The organism is Methylococcus mesophilus, assembly GCF_026247885.1.
Taxonomy (GTDB): Bacteria; Pseudomonadota; Gammaproteobacteria; order Methylococcales; family Methylococcaceae; genus Methylococcus; species Methylococcus mesophilus.
This window is the reverse complement of sequence record NZ_CP110921.1, coordinates 1,562,541-1,579,966: the sequence shown is the minus strand read 5'-3', so window position 1 is coordinate 1,579,966 and position 17,426 is coordinate 1,562,541. Positions and strand designations below refer to the sequence as shown.

Annotated in this window: 15 protein-coding genes and 1 tRNA gene; 11 read left to right on the top strand and 5 right to left on the bottom strand. The window is 59.3% G+C overall.

Annotated features, from left to right (window positions below; translation table 11 throughout):
- The first annotated feature begins 18 nt into the window (after nt 1-18).
- From OOT43_RS07295 to OOT43_RS07280, 4 genes are read left to right on the top strand one after another with little or no spacing between them, the layout of a single operon-like run.
- The gene (locus tag OOT43_RS07295; RefSeq protein WP_266024176.1) at nt 19-603 is read left to right on the top strand and encodes a transglycosylase SLT domain-containing protein; all 585 of its coding nucleotides are present in this window, start codon (nt 19-21) and stop codon (nt 601-603) included.
- Between the two features lie 18 nt (nt 604-621).
- Nucleotides 622-1,887 (top strand): YhjD/YihY/BrkB family envelope integrity protein, encoded by a 1,266-nt coding sequence (locus OOT43_RS07290; RefSeq protein ID WP_266024175.1) that lies wholly within the window; start codon nt 622-624, stop codon nt 1,885-1,887.
- 18 nt (nt 1,888-1,905) lie between these two features.
- A complete protein-coding gene (rlmKL, locus tag OOT43_RS07285; RefSeq protein ID WP_266024174.1) occupies nt 1,906-4,122 on the top strand; it encodes a bifunctional 23S rRNA (guanine(2069)-N(7))-methyltransferase RlmK/23S rRNA (guanine(2445)-N(2))-methyltransferase RlmL in 2,217 nt (738 codons plus the stop codon).
- A 23-nt stretch (nt 4,123-4,145) separates the two neighbouring features.
- Nucleotides 4,146-4,424 carry an acylphosphatase gene (locus tag OOT43_RS07280; protein ID WP_266024173.1) on the top strand — a complete coding sequence of 93 codons (279 nt, stop codon included), beginning with the start codon at nt 4,146-4,148 and terminating at the stop codon, nt 4,422-4,424.
- A 9-nt stretch (nt 4,425-4,433) separates the two neighbouring features.
- On the opposite strand, the gene OOT43_RS07275 is transcribed toward OOT43_RS07280, so the two are convergent.
- Both OOT43_RS07275 and OOT43_RS07270 read right to left on the bottom strand, forming a co-directional pair.
- Nucleotides 4,434-5,195, bottom strand: a complete 762-nt coding sequence (locus OOT43_RS07275; RefSeq protein WP_266024172.1) for a bestrophin-like domain — start codon at nt 5,193-5,195, stop codon at nt 4,434-4,436.
- Between the two features lie 168 nt (nt 5,196-5,363).
- Nucleotides 5,364-5,759, bottom strand: a complete 396-nt coding sequence (locus OOT43_RS07270; protein ID WP_266024171.1) for a bacteriohemerythrin — start codon at nt 5,757-5,759, stop codon at nt 5,364-5,366.
- Between the two features lie 251 nt (nt 5,760-6,010).
- On the opposite strand from OOT43_RS07270, the gene OOT43_RS07265 reads away from it, so the two are divergent.
- The 7 genes from OOT43_RS07265 to OOT43_RS07235 all read left to right on the top strand — a co-directional run bounded on the left by OOT43_RS07265 (nt 6,011) and on the right by OOT43_RS07235 (nt 12,297).
- Entirely contained in the window at nt 6,011-7,798 is a 1,788-nt protein-coding gene (locus OOT43_RS07265; RefSeq protein ID WP_266024169.1) for a hypothetical protein, read from the top strand.
- 62 nt (nt 7,799-7,860) lie between these two features.
- On the top strand, nt 7,861-8,673 hold the full coding sequence (locus OOT43_RS07260) for a DUF2272 domain-containing protein (protein ID WP_266024168.1): 813 nt from the start codon (nt 7,861-7,863) through the stop codon (nt 8,671-8,673).
- A 388-nt stretch (nt 8,674-9,061) separates the two neighbouring features.
- A complete protein-coding gene (locus tag OOT43_RS07255) occupies nt 9,062-10,465 on the top strand; it encodes an APC family permease (protein WP_266024167.1) in 1,404 nt (467 codons plus the stop codon).
- The gene (gene rnhA, locus OOT43_RS07250) at nt 10,462-10,920 is read left to right on the top strand and encodes a ribonuclease HI (RefSeq protein WP_266024166.1); all 459 of its coding nucleotides are present in this window, start codon (nt 10,462-10,464) and stop codon (nt 10,918-10,920) included. Before OOT43_RS07255 ends, rnhA begins: the two co-directional genes overlap by 4 nt.
- A gap of 10 nt (nt 10,921-10,930) precedes the next feature.
- The gene (dnaQ, locus tag OOT43_RS07245) at nt 10,931-11,671 is read left to right on the top strand and encodes a DNA polymerase III subunit epsilon (protein WP_266024165.1); all 741 of its coding nucleotides are present in this window, start codon (nt 10,931-10,933) and stop codon (nt 11,669-11,671) included.
- Between the two features lie 84 nt (nt 11,672-11,755).
- A tRNA-Ser gene (locus OOT43_RS07240) sits at nt 11,756-11,843 on the top strand.
- A gap of 187 nt (nt 11,844-12,030) precedes the next feature.
- Entirely contained in the window at nt 12,031-12,297 is a 267-nt protein-coding gene (locus tag OOT43_RS07235) for a hypothetical protein (protein ID WP_266024984.1), read from the top strand.
- A 443-nt stretch (nt 12,298-12,740) separates the two neighbouring features.
- Here the strand turns inward: OOT43_RS07235 and OOT43_RS07230 are convergent, their stop codons facing one another.
- The 3 genes from OOT43_RS07230 to OOT43_RS07220 form a co-directional block, all read right to left on the bottom strand.
- Nucleotides 12,741-13,196 carry a hypothetical protein gene (locus OOT43_RS07230; RefSeq protein ID WP_266024164.1) on the bottom strand — a complete coding sequence of 152 codons (456 nt, stop codon included), beginning with the start codon at nt 13,194-13,196 and terminating at the stop codon, nt 12,741-12,743.
- An 859-nt stretch (nt 13,197-14,055) separates the two neighbouring features.
- Nucleotides 14,056-14,349 carry a hypothetical protein gene (locus tag OOT43_RS07225; protein WP_266024162.1) on the bottom strand — a complete coding sequence of 98 codons (294 nt, stop codon included), beginning with the start codon at nt 14,347-14,349 and terminating at the stop codon, nt 14,056-14,058.
- 802 nt (nt 14,350-15,151) lie between these two features.
- Complete coding sequence (locus OOT43_RS07220) at nt 15,152-17,392, bottom strand: Vgb family protein (protein WP_266024160.1); 2,241 nt, start codon at nt 17,390-17,392, stop codon at nt 15,152-15,154.
- Between the last annotated feature and the right edge of the window lie 34 nt (nt 17,393-17,426).

Here is a 17,426-nt window from a genome sequence, read left to right as displayed (position 1 = left end):
GGTTTCGGCCAAGGACCCATGAAGAAGACCATCGTGCTGGGCTTGCTGGTCCTGGCGGGTTGCGCCACCTCGCCGCCTCGCAACCCCGCCGACATCTGCTCCATCTTCAGGGAAAAGGATGACTGGTACGAAGGCGCCCGCCAGGCGGAGCTGAAATGGGGGCTCTCCATTCCTGTGCAAATGGCGATCATCAAGCACGAGTCGGATTTCGTGGAAGACGCGCGGCCGCCGAAGGTCCGGTTCCTGGGGATACCGCTTTGGCATCCGACCTCGGCTTATGGCTATGGCCAGGTGCTGGACGGAACCTGGGATCTTTATACCGAAAAGAGCGGCAATTCCGGTGGCGATCGGGACGATCTGGCGGATGTCGCCGACTTCATCGGCTGGTACGCGCATCAGTCGCAGAACCGCCTGGGTATTCCCAAGCGCGACGCCTACAACCTGTATCTTGCCTATCATGAAGGCTGGGGCGGGTGGCAGCGCCGCAGCTACGTGTCCAAGAGCTGGCTGATAAACATCGCCAGAAAAGTGGCGGCCACCGCCCAAACCTACGAACGGCAACTGTACCGCTGCCGGCCCGATCTGGAGGCGGCTGCGGAGTGAGAAATTCGAATTTTTGAGATGAAGCGTTCCTATCGGCTACCAGTCCGTGCAGCGTACGAGCCGGTGCGCCGCGGCTTGACCGTTGTTCTGCGCTGGGCAGTTGCGCTGGCGGGCGAAATCCGCGCCGGCGGGCTGGATTACCGCGCCATGAGCCTGGTGTATACCAGCCTGCTGGCGCTGATTCCTTTGCTCGCCGTGGCGTTTTCCGTGCTCAAGGCTTTCGGTGCGCACACCGAGTTGGAACCGTTGCTGTCGGAACTGCTCGATCCTCTGGGGGTCAACGCGGAGCAGGTGAAGGACGCCATCATCGACTCGGTCAAGCGGATGAAGGTCGGGGTGCTCGGTTTCCTGGGATTCCTGTTCCTCTTTTACGTCAGCATCACCATGCTGGACAAAATCGAGGAATCCTTCAATCACGTCTGGCGCACCCGCACCTCCCGCAACCTCTGGCGCCGGCTCGGCGATTACCTGAGCTTCACCCTGGTCGGCCCGCTGCTGCTGTTTTCGGCCTTCGGCAGCATGACCGGACTCCTGGGCCGTCACTCCGGGCGAGGCGCGGCCGGCTGGGCCTGGAGCCTGGCGGATCACGTACTTCCGTACGCGGCGATCATCCTGGCTTTCACCCTGTTCTACCGGGTCATTCCCAGCGCGAGGGTCAAGTTGCGCTCGGCCCTGTTCGGCGGCGTCGTGGCCGGCGCGATGTGGGAAGTAGCGGGCTGGGTGTTCGGGGAGTTCGTCGCGGGGTCTTCGCAATACCATGCGGTCTATTCCAGCTTCGCCATCCTCGTGCTGTTCATGGTATGGCTGTACGTGAGCTGGCTCATCGTGCTGCTGGGCGCGCAAAGCAGTTTTTTCTTCCAGAATCCCCAATGCATCGGCCAGTCGGGGGGAAGGGCGAGGGCGGACAACCGCCTGTGGGAGCGCAGCGGCCTGGCGGTCCTGTACCTTATCGTTCAGCGTTTCCTGGCCGGACAAAGACCGCCGAGCCTCCCGGACCTGGCCGAAGCGCTCAAATTGCCCGAGGTCCTGACGGGGGAACTGCTGGCGCTGCTGCAGGAGGCCGGCTTCATCGTCGCCATCGACCACGGGCGTCCGGGTTTCCTGCCCGCCCGAGATCCGGGGACGATAGCCGTGCTCGAGGTGCTCGAAGCCCTGCGCGGGGATGAGGACGGTTTGCCGGTCCCGGCGCCGGTCGCCCTGGGGCTGGCCGCCGCGGAGACGTCGCTGTCAGCCACCCTGGCCGGGACGACCCTGCGCGACTGGGTGACCTCGGCCTCTTTCTGATAGTTCGATCGATTCATCATGCCAACAATCCGAGATTTTTTTGCCACGGCCCCCAAGGGTCTGGAACCTTTACTCGCCCGTGAACTGGACGGCCTTGGGGCCGAGTTCGTCAAGGAAACCCGCGCCGGGGTCGAGTTCCGCGGCACGCTCGAAACGGCCTATCGTGCCTGTCTGTGGTCGCGGCTGGCCAACCGGATACTGATGCCGCTGGACTGCTTCGCCGCGGCGACGCCGGAGGCGCTGTACGACGGCGTGCGGCGCACCGACTGGGCCCGGCATTTCGAGCCCGAGGCGACCATTGCCATCGACTTTTCCTCCCGCCGCTCGGCCATCACCCATACCTTGTTCGGCGCCCAGAAGGTCAAGGACGCGATCGCCGACCAGTTCCTCGAACGCTGCGGACGTCGGCCATCGGTGCAGCTCGAACAGCCGGACATCCGCATCAATGCACATCTGGACGCTGACCAGGCCGTCATCAGCCTGGACCTCTCGGGCGACAGCCTGCACCGGCGAGGCTACCGTACCGAAGCCGGGCCGGCGCCGCTCAAGGAGAACCTGGCGGCGGCGGTCCTGATCCGTGCCGGCTGGCCGGAAGCCGCGGCACAGGGAGGCAGTCTGATCGATCCCATGTGCGGTTCCGGCACCTTGCTGATCGAGGGCGCGCTGCTCGCCGCGGACGTCGCGCCCGGCCTGCTGCGAGGCCATTACGGCTTCCTGGCATGGAAAGGGCACGACATCGACCTGTGGCGGAAGCTGTTGGCCGAAGCCCGTGAACGGGGCGATGCCGGGCTGGCCCGCCTCCCGCCCATTCTCGGCTACGACATGGACCGCCGCGCCATCCATCTGGCACTCAACAACATCGACAGGGCGGGCCTGCGCGGCCGGATCCACGTCGAACGCAGGGCTGCCGCCGAGGCGCGCCCGAAAGGGGCGGGGGGGCTGGTCGTGGTCAATCCGCCTTACGGCGAACGGCTGGGCGACGTCGAGAGTCTGATCCCTGTCTACCGGGAATTCGGCGAAGCCTTGCAGCAGCATTTCCGGGGCTGGAAAGCCGCCCTGCTCACCGGGAATTTCGAGCTGGCTTTCCAGATCGGGATACGGGCCGGGCGTTACTACACACTCTACAACGGCGCGCTGGAGTGCCGGCTGTTCCTGTTCGACATCGCGCCCGAACGGTTCTTCACCCCGCGCTCCGGCGCCCCGGAGACCGAAGGCCAGAAGAAGCTGCGGCAGATCATGGAAAAAGCCGGGCGCGGTGCCGCCCCTACGGAACAGGCGGAAATGTTCGCCAACCGCCTGCGCAAGAACCTGCGCAGCTTGGGAAGCTGGGCGCGCAAGAGCGGGGTGAGCTGCTACCGGCTGTACGACGCCGACCTGCCCGAATTCGCGGTGGCGGTGGACGTTTACCAGGGCGAGAAGCTCTGGGTTCATGTGCAGGAATACGAAGCGCCTGCCAGCGTCGATCCGGCGAAGGCGGAAGCACGGCTGGCCGGAGCGGTCGCCATGATTCCGGAGGTGCTGCAAGTGCCGCGGGAACAGATTTTCCTCAAGGTGCGGCGGCGTCAGAAGGGCGAGGCGCAGTACGTCAAACAGGACCAGACCGCGCATTTCCACGTGGTCGTGGAGGGCGGCTGGCGCTTCTGGGTCAACTTCGAAGACTACCTGGACACCGGGCTGTTCCTCGACCACCGCATCACCCGCGGCTTGATCCAGCAGGCGGCGCGCGGCCGCCATTTCCTCAACCTGTTCGCCTACACCGGCACGGCGACGGTATACGCGGCCGGCGGCGGCGCGGCCTCGACCACTACGGTCGACATGTCGCACACCTATCTCGACTGGGCGGGCCGCAACCTGGCGCTGAACGGCTTCGGCGAACGCGATCATCTGCGCATCCAGGCCAATTGCCTGGACTGGCTGGATCAGGCGGTCACCCGCGGGCGCCGCTACGGCCTGATTTTCCTCGACCCGCCGACGTTCTCCAATTCCAAGCGGATGGCTGGCAGTTTCGACATCCAGCGCGACCAGGGGCCGCTGCTCAAGAAAGCCGTTTCTCTGCTCGAGCCCGGCGGCATCCTGATTTTTTCCACCAACTGCCGCAGGTTCAAACTCGACGAGACGGCCCTGGCGGGCTGTGCGGTCGAGGACATCAGCCGCCTCACCTTGCCGAAGGACTTCGAGCGCAACCCCAAGATCCATGTGTGCTGGCGCATCCTCGCGCCGGCTGTTCATCGTTGAAAAATAAGGAGCGATCGGGAAATATGAAACGGGTTCACGTCCATGTCGCCGGACGGGTGCAAGGGGTCTGGTACCGGGCATCGGCGGCCAGGAAGGCTTCGGAACTGGGCTTGACCGGCTGGGTGCGCAACCTTCCGGACGGACGGGTGGAACTGGTCGCCGAGGGTAATGCGGAAACGGTCGATGCTCTGTTGTCCTGGTGCCGGCGCGGTCCGCCCCTGGCGCGGGTGGCTGGGCTCGACGTCCGGGAAGTGGCGGTTACCGGCGAGTTCGTAGAATTCGCCGTATTGCGTGACGAATGATGGACCGCCTCAGGACGGCGAGGATAAGTCTTGCAGCAGTTTGACGAACGGTTCGGGCTGCGCGCCGAGATCGCCCGACAGGGGGTTGTTCATGGACAACACCAGGATCAGAACCAATGACAGCATGCTGGTCACGATGCCGGTGAGCATGAGCTGGACCCTCTGGTTTTCGGCGCCGAAGAACCAGAGGAAGGCGATGGTGAAAGCGGCGCCTACCCAAAGCACGAACCGGAGCAGTTCGCTCAGATCGTCGTTCGCGGCGGAAATCCGTTCGTAGCGGGCTTCGGCCAGGTTTTCCAGCATTGAGACGGTCGTGTCGTAGAGTGCCTGGCCGCGCGGCTCGGCCGGGTCGATCGCCTTGCTGACCCGCCAAAGCTGCTCCAACGGCGCACGCTTGATCCGCCCCCCCTGATGTTCGGCCAGCAACGGCCATTCCTGCTCGATTACGGCATTTGTATAGCCCACCGCGGCGGCATGGACGGCATGCCCGACCTTGTCGTTGTAGGCTTCCGCTACATTGACCAGATCCATGAGGATGGCGGCTTCGTGCACCGTGGCTGAGGAAAGATCGCCCAGCCGCTCCTCGCCCTGGCCGACCAGGATGCCCAGGATCAGGCTGAACAGAACGCCGAAATTGGTGTAGACGGCCGCCGCCACATCATTGTGGTTGCGCAGTTTGCGATGGTCGACCCTGCGCTGGATCAGGCCGTGGATGCCCATGCTCGCCACCCCGGCGAGGAAGGTGATCAGGATGATGCTGAGGATGGTCATGTCGGGGATCCGGTCGATGCGTGCGGCGGACAGGGGTAAGGCCGCGCAATCATGCCATCAAGCGGCCTCGGGAGATAGAGGCGACCGTGGGATGGTCTGGAGTGGAAGCGTCCATGCTTCCGGGAGACGGGCAGCCCCGTTGGAGCGGGGCCGGGGAGACTGCGCTCTTTATGCGCTCAGGCAGGGTCCGTACAGTTTGTCGACTTTGGGGATATGATTGACCAGCCAGTCCTTGACGAAGCGCGTGGTGTCCTGGTTCACCTCGGCCTGGCCGGCGTGGAACTTTTTCTGCAGATCGGCGCAGACGCCGACGAGTTTCACATGTTCGGCTTTGTGAGCCTCAAAGTCGGCATAACCTTTCTTCTGCATTTCGGTTTCTTCCGCCTGGAAATGCATGACGACGTAATCGATCAGCGCGTCCAGTTGCTTGCCGATTTCGGCGCGATTGCCCGTGGCGGCGGTATCGTGCAGCTTGTTGACCATGTCGAAAATGGTCTGGTGCTGGTCATCGGCAAAGCCCACGTTGGTACCGAACTCTGCTGCGGTCCAGGTCATTAATGCCATGGATTCTTTCCTCCTCATTTTAGTGTGTGTGTGGTTCTGGACGCGGACCTCTTGCGCCAGATTGGGGCGCGAGGCCCAGAGGTGGACTATACGGATTCTGGCGCATCGAAAATTGATCTGGATCAAAACTTTAACGATTCGGGCGCAAGGCTGGCCTCGCCGTCCCGGCGGCTTCCGTTGCCCGATCCCTGATATTATCGAGGCGGAAAACCGCGGCGGGTGGCGCCGTGCATTGAATTGACAGGTGGCCGATGTTCGTAGCGTTCTGGTGCCGTGTGGTTGCCCTGCTGAGTCTCGCCGGGATGCTGTGGGATGCGGCGGCGGGTGAGGTTTCCGGCTTGCCGCCGTGCGAGTCTGCGGCGTCCGGCGCTTCGATCCGGGTCTCGCCGCGCGTTCCCGTGCCGGGGGAGCCGCTGAAGATATTGGCGGTTTCCGCCGACGCGCCGATCCGGAGCCTCTTCGTGCGCGCGCCGGACGGAAACGAGTTGCCGCTGGAGGCCGAGAGCCGGGGCGGGCCGCCCTGGAGCCTGGCGGCTGAGATCGACCGGGCTGCGCGCGGCGACTATCGGGTGGAGGCGCGCGGCGCCGCCGGCGACCTTGCATGTCTGGATCTGAGCGTGGACGGCAGCACGCCGGCCGGCCGGCCGGGGCGTTGGGACCGGGGCACCGAGGCGTTCTTTTCAGCCTGGGTCGAAACGCTGTTCGACTATCCACTCGAGGAAAGCGTCAACCTCCCATCGCTCAAGCCGGTGCTGACGGACCCTTCCCGCAATTTCCTGTACGACTATTTCGGGGCGGGCGAGGACCGGCGCATTCCCTCCGACCCCGACTGCGCGGACTTGCCGTATTACCTCCGCGCCTATTTCGCCTGGAAAATCGGCTTGCCCGTAGCCTACCGCGGCTGCAGCCGCGGTTCAGCCGGTCAGCCGCCGCGCTGCGGTGCGGCGAACGTCGCCGATGCCTTCGCGCGGGGGCCGGCGCCAGCGGGCGTATTCACGGGGGTGATCCGCAAGGTGATGGACACGGTGCATTCCGGCAGCGCCCGCACCGGCCTGCGCGACAGCGCCACGGATTTCTACCCGGTGCCGCTCAAGCGGGAGTATCTGTGGCCGGGCACGGTCTATGCCGACCCCTACGGCCATGTGCTCATGGTCGCCAAATGGGTGCCTCAGTCCGCGAACCGGAACGGCATGCTGCTTGCCGTGGATGCTCAGCCCGACAACTCCATCAGCCGCAAGCGGTTCTGGGAGGGGACGTTTCTCTTCGCCGACGACGTGAGGGGCGCGGGTCCGGGCTTCAAGGCTTTCCGGCCGCTCGTGTCCGCCAGTGCGGCTGTCCGGATGCCAGGCAACGCGGAGCTGGCGGACTCGGCCCTGACTGCGCCGTTTTCGGTCGAGCAGGGCGAGCTGTCGCCCGAGGACTTTTATGCCGAAATGGGACGGCTGATCAATCCCCAGGGGTTGGACCCGCAACAGGCTTACGAGGCCATGTTCGAGGCCTTGATGGAACAGTTGGAGACGCGGGTGGCTTCGGTGGAAAACGGCGAGACGTATTTCCGGAAGAATTCGCGCGCCGTGATCGCCATGCCGTCCGGCAGCGCTGTCTTCGAGACCATCGGCCCCTGGGAGGACTATTCGACGCCTTCGCGGGACATGCGCTTGATCATCGCCCTCAACGTGATTTCGCAGCTCCCGGAACAAGTGGTGCGTTATCCGGAACTGTTCGTCCTGCACGGCCAGTCTCCGTCCGAGGTCAAGGCGAGGCTGGAGCGGATGGACTCCGAACGCATCCGCGACGCGCACATCGTCTACCGCCGCAGCGACGGCAGCCCCTGGCAGCTTTCGCTGGCCGAGGTATTCGCCCGCCGGAAAGCCCTGGAAGTTGCGTATAATCCGAACGATTGCGTGGAAGTGCGCTGGGGCGCCGAGCGCGGAACCGAAGAGTATTCCACCTGCACCCGGCACGCTCCGGCGGATCAGGCGGCGCGTATGGAACAGTACCGGGCCTGGTTCCGTGAGGCCAAGCGCCCGCCGCGCTAGCGGGGGCTTCGGAACTGGACTGGAAAAGCGGGTCCGTCGGGGAATTTTGCTGGAAAATTGGGATGAATCGCTTGAATCAGGGAAATCGTCAGTGGCGCGCCGGGCGGCTGAGCCTGCATTTTTGCGCTTTGGCTTTTTGCGTTGCCATCGCCGGCTGCGGCGGCGCGAAGAAGGCGCCGACTCAGCCCGTACCTTCGGCCGAGCCGGTTGCGTCGGCTGAAAAGCCTGGCGCGAGGGAGCCGACGCTATCGGCGATCAAGCGCCGGATATTGTCGCTGGCGAACTCCGAGTGGGAGTTCTTCGGCTCCCAGCGCGTCATCTACGACGGAGGCCAGGAGAGCATTCCGCATGTCGGCTATTGGGAGGACGAGGATGAATCCCACATCCAGCGCGTCAGCCGCTATTGGCAGGCGGTGAACAAGCCGGGGTTGTCCGGGCTCAATTGTTCCCAGCCCTGGTCCGCCGCCTTCGTGAGCTGGGTGATGGAAATGGCCGGCGTGTCGGAAAGCCAATTTCCCCCGGCCAGTGCCCACTGGGTCTATCTGAGCCAGATCATCCGCAAGTCCGATGGCATGTATTCGGCCTTCGTTCCCCACTCGATCAAGGAGTACAGCCCCCGTCCCGGCGACCTCATCTGCGCCAGCCGCGAGCGCTACGGCCTGCCGAGCGTCACGCGTCCGCTGGAAACCTACATGCTGGAAGACACCAAGCTGCATTGCGACATCGTGGTCGAGCACAACGGCGGAAGCGTCGATGCGATCGGCGGCAACGTCCGCAACTCCGTTTCGCGGAGCACGGTCGCCCTGAACAAGGACGGCCTGCTGCAACCCACGCGGCAGCGGCCGTGGTTTCTGGTCCTCGAAAACCGGTTGTGACCCGTCCGGCACCGTGCCGCGGTGGCTTGTTTATCGCGGGAAAACCCCCGGCTTGGCCGGGGGGCTCTCAAGGTTTGACAGAACCAGGAGTGGAGCTTTGTCCAACTGGTTGGTCCGTCATTCCGGCATGGATTGCCGGACCAATCCGCGGGGAGCGGAGCGGCACCGACCCGCAGGGTGCCGGGCAGGACAGCTCGGCATGAATCCAGCTCACAGGGGTGTCTGAGGTTGCAGCCATCCGTGGCCACTGCACCCCGGCAATCCCTGCCGGGGTGACGACTTGGCTTTTGTCCGACGGGCGATCAGGCCCATTTGAGGGGCCAGCTGTCGAAAGCCACTGGCTTTGCCGGTGGATCGTTACTTTGCTCATATCGTGGGAAATAAAGTCATGAAGTCGCCGGATACGGGGGCGCCGGAGCTGAAGCGCGCCCTGGGCTGGGCCAGCGCGGGCGCCCTCATGGCCGGTTCGGTGATCGGTACCGCCATCTTCCTCGTTCCTTCGACCATCGCCCGAGAAGTCGATTCGGTGGGCTGGGTGTTTTTCGTCTGGGTCTTCGGCGGCCTGCTGTCGCTCGCCGGAGCGCTGAGCTACGCCGAACTCGGCGCGGCCTTTCCCGAAGCCGGAGGGGAATATGCTTTCCTCCGCCGTGCCTATGGCCCCCTCTGGGGCTTCCTGTTCGGATGGCAGCAGGTCGTCATCGGAAAAACCGGCTCCATCGCCACCATCGCAACCGGTTTCGCCATATTCCTCGGGTTTTTCGTCGACGGCTTGCAGGAGGAATGGCTGCGCCTGCCGTGGGGTGAGGGCGGCTGGGGAGTGACGGGGCTACAGCTCGCTGCTATCACGGCGGTCGCATTGTTCTCCCTGATCAACTGTTTCGGCGTCGGCCGGGGCGGCGCGGTGCAGAGCTTCCTGACCGTCCTGAAGGTGGCGGCCATCGTCGCCCTGGCCGTGCTGGTGTTCGGGGCGGGAAAGGGCTCCTGGAGCAATTTTCAGCCGGCGCCGGACAGCTCTTCCGTGCCCGCATGGGGGTTGGGCGCCTTCGCCGCCGCGCTGGCCGCGGTGCTTTGGGCCTACGACGGCTGGAACAACCTGACCCTGGTGGGCTCGGAAATCCGCGATCCGGAACACACCATCCCGAAAGTGTTCCTGCTGGGGTTGTTGGGCGTGATGGGAGTTTATCTTCTGGCCAATCTGGCCTATTTCTATGCCTTGCCGCTGGCTGCGGTGAAGGATTCCCAGCGGGTAGCGCAGGACGTGGCGCAGATCGTCTTCGGCGACTGGGGGGGCGCAGCAATCACCGCCGCCGCCGTCGTTTCGACCCTCGCCGCGCTCAACGGCTCGATCCTGTCGGGCGCGCGGGTGTCCTACGCCATGGCGCGGGACGGGCTGTTCTTCGGTCCGCTGGCGCGGCTCAATCCGGTCCACCATACGCCCGTCAACGCCCTGATCGTCCAGGCGCTGTTCGCGAGTTTCCTGATACTGCTCTTCGGCCAGGACCGGGCCGGTTTCGACCGGCTGTTCAACTATGCGGTCTTCGGGCTCTGGGCGTTCTACGGCATCACCGCAGTTGCCGTCATCGCACTGCGGCGCAAGTCGCCGGAGGTGGCGCGGCCCTACCACGTGGCGGGCTATCCTTGGGTACCGTTGATTTTCGGCTTGGTCGCCGGCTTGTTCTGCCTCAGCATGATCTTCAAGAATCCCTCGGAAACCGGCATCGGCCTGGCCTTCCTGCTGCTGGGCATCCCTTTTTACCTCTACTGGCGCGCGAACGGCCAAGACGAAGAATGAGCGAAATCGTACATGCATACACTGATGGCGCCTGCCGCGGCAATCCCGGCCCCGGCGGCTGGGGCGTGCTGCTGCGCTACGGCGGCAAATCCCGGGAGATCTACGGCGGTGAGCGCGAGACCACCAACAACCGGATGGAACTGATGGCCGCTATCCAGGCGCTGGAGACCCTCACTCGGCCCTGCGCGGTGAAAATCGTCACCGACTCCCAATACGTGAAGAAGGGCATCACCGAATGGGTCGCCCAGTGGGAGAAGCGTGGTTGGAAGACCGCCGCGCGCACCCCGGTCAAGAACGTCGACCTGTGGCAGCGGCTGATCCAGGCGGAGCAGCGCCACCAGGTGAGCTGGGGCTGGATCAAGGGACATTCCGGGCATCCGGAAAACGAAGCCGCGGACCGCCTCGCCAACCGCGGCATCGACGAACTGCTGCAATCGAACAAGATCCCGGCTTGAAAGACAGACCATGCGCCAAATCGTACTGGACACCGAAACCACCGGCCTCGATCCCAAGGCCGGCCACCGCATCATCGAAATCGGCTGCGTGGAGCTGCTCAACCGGCGGATCACCCAGAACCGATTTCACGTCTACATCAACCCCGAACGGGAAATCGACGCCGGGGCGATCGAGGTACACGGCCTGACCAATGAATTCCTGGCCGGCAAGCCTGTATTCAAGAGCATCGCGGAAGATTTCCTGAACTTCGTCGGCGGCGCCGAACTCATCATCCACAACGCCGCCTTCGACGTCGGCTTCCTCGACCACGAACTCTCGCTCCTGGGCGAAAACCGGGGCCGGATCGCCGACTATTGCGGCGTCTGCGACACCCTGGCGATGGCGCGCAAGAACCATCCCGGCCAGCGCAACAGCCTCGACGCGCTGTGCAAGCGCTACAACGTCGACAACAGCCGCCGCGAACTGCACGGCGCCTTGTTGGACGCCGAAATCCTCGCCGACGTCTACCTGGCGATGACCGGCGGACAGATCGCCATGCTGCTTGATGCCGATGGCGAACCCGGCGGGGTTTCCGGTTCGGGTGGAGCCGAGGGGCGGCTCGAACGGGAGCAGGCCGCGCCGAGGTCGGTCAACACCAGCCGCCCGCCGCTGCGGGTCATCCGCAGCACGCCCGAAGAGGCTGAAGCCCACGCCGCCCGCCTGGAGGCCATCGCCAAGGCGAACTCCGGCAACTGCCTGTGGTCCCGCTAGCGTGAGGCCCCTGCATCGGGTATCCTACGCCGCCTGATCGGAGTGGCGGCTTGTAGACCGCTGACTCCGATTCTTGTCTTTCATGGAAGCGTGGCCGAGTGGTTGAAGGCACCGGTCTTGAAAACCGGCAACGGGAAACCGTTCGTGAGTTCGAATCTCACCGCTTCCGCCAACAGAACTCCCAATGAAGTCCAGGAAACCCGTGAGCGATAAGGCTTGGCGGGTTTTTTGTTGCCCAGAATCGGGAACCGCTGGAGAGAGGCGCCTGACGAGCGAGGCCACGGTCCTACTCCTCCCCGCTGCCGGCGTTCCCGCGTATCACAATCGCTGTCTGGGATCGTGTCAGGCCGGAGCCAAGCATGAGCGGAAAAAACATGGTTGCCGTAGCTAAGCCGACTGTTGTTTATACGGAAGTTACCATGTGTTACCGAAATCTGTTAGCGCGCTTTGTAGAAAGTTGCTGCTACTGGATGTTTCGGTTACGCCGGCCAACGCGTGCGTCGGACATCGGTCAGTCGCCGACCTTGCTGCAGGAAGGCGACCGGACGGTCATCGGCGGTGCCGGATACGTCAATGACACCTACAAGCGGCCCGATTCTGCTGGCACGGGTAACATACCTACTTAGCCGTCATCGAATCGAAAGCCTTTTTGGCATAGCTGCGACAATTCCATAGGCAGTCCTTTTCACGCATATCAACATATTCCGGGTGATCGTTACAAATTATCTTACCGCTTTGCGGATATGTTTGTAGACAAGCGTCCCATGCCCAATCGGAACACTCAGATTCACAAGGCTGTTCAGCATAGCTCAATATCGGCCCAATACATTCTATATAATCTGAATCACACCGAGATAACTTCGCGATTTCGCATTGCCTTCTCTCGGCTCGGCAGGCCGCCGTTTGTTGTTGACCATCCGGCGGCAAATACCCTAGCGGGTAAGAATCGGCATTAACGTGAGAAAGAATCGTAAATGCAAATATAGCCCCAAAAGTTACTAAGCGAAAAACAACCAAAGCCATATCGTTTGACCTCATTTTTTCGCTGAAATGACATGCATGCGCGTCGTCAAAAAAAATCCGGATATGGATCAAAATAAAGGGGGTCATACATAAACGAGAAAGCCAAACCAACCATGGCAAACGGAAACGTAAAGCCGGACAACAAAGCCTCTGACGGGGTCATCTGCCTAAGCGTATAGTGTCGGTTCTTCATGCATTCCCTGATGAACTCCCGATTTATCCCTTTTTTATTGGCCACCCATTCCACGCATGTTCGACCACGGGTTGTCCACTTGCCGTGTACCTTCCCGTCTATGCCAACAATCGGTAGAGTAGAGCCTGCTGGCACCTCGTCCGCGCATTGCTGAATTGGCTGCGCGTTTTTCACACACAATGAAAAATCCTCATTCCGACTAGCTGAGTGTGGAATATAGTTAGATTCCTTGGCTCGAGAGACAGCACACCCAAAATTCACGGTTGCTAAACATACGAAGCAAAGTAAAACAATCAACGCTTCTTTCATTGGTTTTCTCATGCACAAGGAGGGCATCGCAGAGACCCCTCGCTCCGGCGATTAACCGGAACTTTGCGGCAAATTTCCGTTAAATGTTTCCTTTATCAGTGGGTAGGCGATTTTTAACCGCCACGCGTACTCATCTAAATCGCGTATTTTTTCTCGAGTACGCCGAAATTGGCCAATATTTTGCTCCAAAAAACATCAATAATTTGGATGTACCAAGTAATAAATTTGGCATTTCAACAAAATACTTTTAACATAAATATGTTAATGTTTTTTGGTTGCAAAGTTATTAATCCGGCCCGAATTGAGCGTACAGGTCACCGCACGCCGGCTGCGGCTTGCGGTGGGTTCGGCGTACGAATAAATGGGGCCGGAGTAATAGGACTAGCCGAAGAACAGAGATCGCTCAGCAATTGGGCTTTCATTATTCGATTGTGAGCATCCCCGCTAAAGCTACGGAACCTCGTTGACCCGCCCACGAGTCCGTCGCATATTGCCACGTAAGACCCTGTGTTCTCTTCTTATTTTAACCGAATTATTGAATTCACCACAGTTGTAAAAATAGACACATGAGACCTGGGGAACCTCTGAACAATTCCGCTTTTGGCGACAGACCTACATCCCACTGCGTACCGGGCGTTGAAAATGGCGGAAGCCATCAAAGTTCCTTGCTTACCGGGGCGATTCCCCTCGATATTCGGTTGCAATCCTCCATTCTCAAAGCCTGACGTCCCAGCAGCATGTGATTATTGCCGCTCAAATCGGAATTGTTCAGAGGCTCCCTAGAGTCCGCAAACTTCAGTTTAGTGTTCAACGTTGCGTTCAACTGGCGTCCATTCAACTCTAGAGAGAATCAATTTTGTTATTGTCTCGTCCTTCTTCCAGAGACTGTGTCCATTCCATCTTTAATCGCATCCATGCCACAATTTACACAATATTTCATGGCGTCTTGGGCTTCTTGCGCTCGACCATATGGGTTTTCATTTCGGATTATTTTTCCTGCTGCCTCATTATAACGATCCTGAATGTTTTGGACGGCGTTATCCATAGTGCAGCCAGTTGATCCTGCGGGGCAGCGACTATCAGCCCTTACAGCAGCTGATGCGAACACGCCTAGATCGAATGCGATAATAACAAGCAAGCTTCGGATAATCATATTAAATTTCTCCTTCGACGTTTATATGGATATGGGAGGCCATAGATATGGAGATGGTCTTCCGCACCGCTATTTCGGCAATGATTGCCCTTCTCACGCAGCCAACGCTCATTCGGTAGCTGTCACATCCCGGACGATTAAATAGACAGAAAACGTTATCATTTATTCTATGCCCGAGAGCTCTCGAAAGCGTATTTCGCACTGTCTTTATAAGATCGACGTAAACGAGTCTACCCCATGATGATTGCCCTCTATAAACAAGCCAGCATGACTCCGGCGGTGTGGACTTAGGATCCCATCCGGATGTTGGCACGCCGTTACCTCTTCCTGAGTGCAGTCGAAGGGAACTTCACCGAGGTCACCATCCGCAAGTGGAAGTCTCAAACCTAATTAAGTTTAATGACGGCCGTAGTCAGCCCATCGCCTACAAAACTCCCTGATACTGGCGCAAGAGGCGATCGTGGTGTACCTGCACATATCTCCAGCCTATGGAGGAGGCTTTCATCGCCTCTGGCTCTGACGGAGTGAGGCACGATTCGCCGCTACGCCGAGATTTACTGCCATTTCCAAACCCCTTGCCATCGCCAAGGGCAGGGACCATTGTCCTCGCCGTGATCGGTCCCGCCCCGTAATCGTGTCGATGCGTTGACAAGTGTCACTGCTCCGATAGACGCCTTGCAGCTTGTCTTCATACGCTTTGACCTGACGATCCAACTCAATTAGACACGCGCAACAGGGGGCAAACACAGTGCTCGCCAGTTCGAAGGATAGATTGCAATAAACGCCTCCAGCCAGCGACACTTTATTGTAGGGAGTCATAATATTGTCCGTTATCTTTGCAGATCCCAGACTTTCCTGGTCTCGCAGGCACGCAAACCTTAACCGAACCAGTGCAGCTCAGGTTGTAGGATTTATTTGTGGCCTTAAACGATATCCTATACACGCGCCCGTCTCCTGAGTCGTTACGCTCGGCACGAAGATAGGCATCAGCTCCCCGGATAGCGCCATCAATGTCTGTGTCACCATTCCCAAGACCGGAGGTAGGCTCATCTTGTGTGATCCCGGTGATACTCATGACATTATTGTTGTTGGCAGGATTATTTGTGTTGTATCTGTTGTCTCTGCCAAAGACATTCACGATTTCGACTTTGCGCATATGATGGTTGGGGGGCCAAACGACTGGGGGCCGCGCCATGGCCAATTTGCAATTCGGCGCTGATTTTTCGGGAACAACCGTAATTGTGACCGGTGACGGGGCGCTGTCCACCTGGGTATCGTCTACCGTCAGGCTGAACGTCAGAGTTGTTAGTTTTCTAACGTTAGGAGCGAGAAAGGCTGGGTGAACAGGGTCTGCCAAGTCTAAGCTTACAGACGGGCCTGAAGTTTGTGACCATTTGTATGTCAGAGGATCGCCATCTGGATCATAGCTGCCAGATCCATCGAGACGAACGGTGGCTTTGGTGACATAGGTTGCTGCGGTACCAGCATTCGCAATGGGGGGGTGGTTGTTGGGTTGCACTGTGATGGTGACGGGGGAAGAGGATTTGGTGATGGCTTCGCCATCATTGGCCGAAACATAAAATGTAAGAACAATATTCCCTGATGTTGTTGTGGGAGCAGTAAAGGTTGGCTGAGCAGCACGCATATCGCTGAGTTCAACTTGGGGCCCAGAAGCCTGCTCCCAAAAATAATTGAGCGGAGTTCCTTCGTAATCATAACTGCCACTTGCATCCAAAGTAACAATAGCACCCGAACTAACTGTTTGATCTTGTCCCGCATTGGCCACAGGGGCGACGTTGGTATTTTTTACAGTAACATTTGTGACTGCTGTATTTACACTATCAACAGTACCATTATTGACTTTTAATTCAAAAGTGAGCGTAACACCTCCAATAGGGGCTGATGCCGGAGCGATAAAAATTGGTTTTGCAGGATTTGATAAATTGAGTGAGACTGTGGGCCCAGCAATCTGAATCCAATTGTATGCCAGGGGTTTGCTGTAAGGTGAGAAACTGGCACTTCCATCCAATGTAACGGTTGAATTCACTAGAACTGTCTGATTAGCTGTTGTTCGTGCTATTGGAGTGAGATTTGCTGAGCTGGGAATAAAAGTCAAGGTGACTGGATTGTTGACAATACCAGAGGGAGCAGGGGGGGTTGTTGTGGCTACGCCATCAACGATTTTAGAAATAAAAGCACCAGTGCTCCCGTCGAAAAGAAAAACGGATTTTGTTGATTGACTGACAACATAAATGTTGCCATCAGGGCCTTGCTGGATGCCCATAGGTTGCATTAGACCACTGCCTGAAGCGAACACGCCGAGCGAAGCTCCAGTTTGTCCGTCAAATTTCACGATATCGTTGTATGCATAGCGACTTACATAAATATTATTGTCGCTTCCAAATGTAAAATAAAAAGGGTTGTTGATATATCCAGGGCCGAGATCGACTGCTTGAGCGATTTTAGAACCAGTGCCCGGATCATATTTAGTAATGGTAGCATTCCGAGGGACAGATTCGTCAGCTAAGCTCAACACATATAAATTGCCATCCGGACCTATCGCAAGATCATTGGGCGCCTGAACATCAGGGAACGTGATCCCTCCAGTGATGGTTCCTGTATTGCCACTGCCAGGCCCTGTAAAGAATCCGACTAAATTTCCTGGTAGAGCTGAAGAGAAAAGCATGCCATTGTTGGCAAAGGCTAAGCCTGTTGGGCCATTTAGACCCGAAAAATCAACATAAGTGTTCACGAATTCGCCAGTAGTGCCATTAAATCTCAAAATATAGTCTTGATTGTAACTGGCTATATAGAGTCGGCCATCGGGCCCCAGAGCCATACTGCGAGGGTCGGATAATCCACCGCTTCCGGGGGCGACAAAGCGCCCCAGATAGGCTCCATTGTTATCCAGATCGAAGGCGCTTACGCTGCTATCACCCTGATTGCTTACAAGGAGTTGAAACTGTGCATTGGCGTGGCTGATTAGCCCCGCTAAGAAAATCAGGAAAAACAGGGTCAATATTGCATTCTTCTTAGGAAACATAACGGCTGTCCCTCTTGCTGGTCAGGCGATGCTA

Excerpts from the sequence above, each read along its gene's own strand:
- OOT43_RS07295 (WP_266024176.1), top strand. The coding sequence starts at position 19 with ATGAAGAAGACCATCGTGCTGGGCTTGCTGGTCCTGGCGGGTTGCGCC.
- OOT43_RS07290 (WP_266024175.1), top strand. The coding sequence starts at position 622 with ATGAAGCGTTCCTATCGGCTACCAGTCCGTGCAGCGTACGAGCCGGTG.
- rlmKL (WP_266024174.1), top strand. The coding sequence starts at position 1,906 with ATGCCAACAATCCGAGATTTTTTTGCCACGGCCCCCAAGGGTCTGGAA.
- OOT43_RS07280 (WP_266024173.1), top strand. The coding sequence starts at position 4,146 with ATGAAACGGGTTCACGTCCATGTCGCCGGACGGGTGCAAGGGGTCTGG.
- OOT43_RS07275 (WP_266024172.1), bottom strand. The coding sequence starts at position 5,195 with ATGACCATCCTCAGCATCATCCTGATCACCTTCCTCGCCGGGGTGGCG.
- OOT43_RS07270 (WP_266024171.1), bottom strand. The coding sequence starts at position 5,759 with ATGGCATTAATGACCTGGACCGCAGCAGAGTTCGGTACCAACGTGGGC.
- OOT43_RS07265 (WP_266024169.1), top strand. The coding sequence starts at position 6,011 with ATGTTCGTAGCGTTCTGGTGCCGTGTGGTTGCCCTGCTGAGTCTCGCC.
- OOT43_RS07260 (WP_266024168.1), top strand. The coding sequence starts at position 7,861 with ATGAATCGCTTGAATCAGGGAAATCGTCAGTGGCGCGCCGGGCGGCTG.
- OOT43_RS07255 (WP_266024167.1), top strand. The coding sequence starts at position 9,062 with ATGAAGTCGCCGGATACGGGGGCGCCGGAGCTGAAGCGCGCCCTGGGC.
- rnhA (WP_266024166.1), top strand. The coding sequence starts at position 10,462 with ATGAGCGAAATCGTACATGCATACACTGATGGCGCCTGCCGCGGCAAT.
- dnaQ (WP_266024165.1), top strand. The coding sequence starts at position 10,931 with ATGCGCCAAATCGTACTGGACACCGAAACCACCGGCCTCGATCCCAAG.
- OOT43_RS07235 (WP_266024984.1), top strand. The coding sequence starts at position 12,031 with ATGAGCGGAAAAAACATGGTTGCCGTAGCTAAGCCGACTGTTGTTTAT.
- OOT43_RS07230 (WP_266024164.1), bottom strand. The coding sequence starts at position 13,196 with ATGAAAGAAGCGTTGATTGTTTTACTTTGCTTCGTATGTTTAGCAACC.
- OOT43_RS07225 (WP_266024162.1), bottom strand. The coding sequence starts at position 14,349 with ATGATTATCCGAAGCTTGCTTGTTATTATCGCATTCGATCTAGGCGTG.
- OOT43_RS07220 (WP_266024160.1), bottom strand. The coding sequence starts at position 17,392 with ATGTTTCCTAAGAAGAATGCAATATTGACCCTGTTTTTCCTGATTTTC.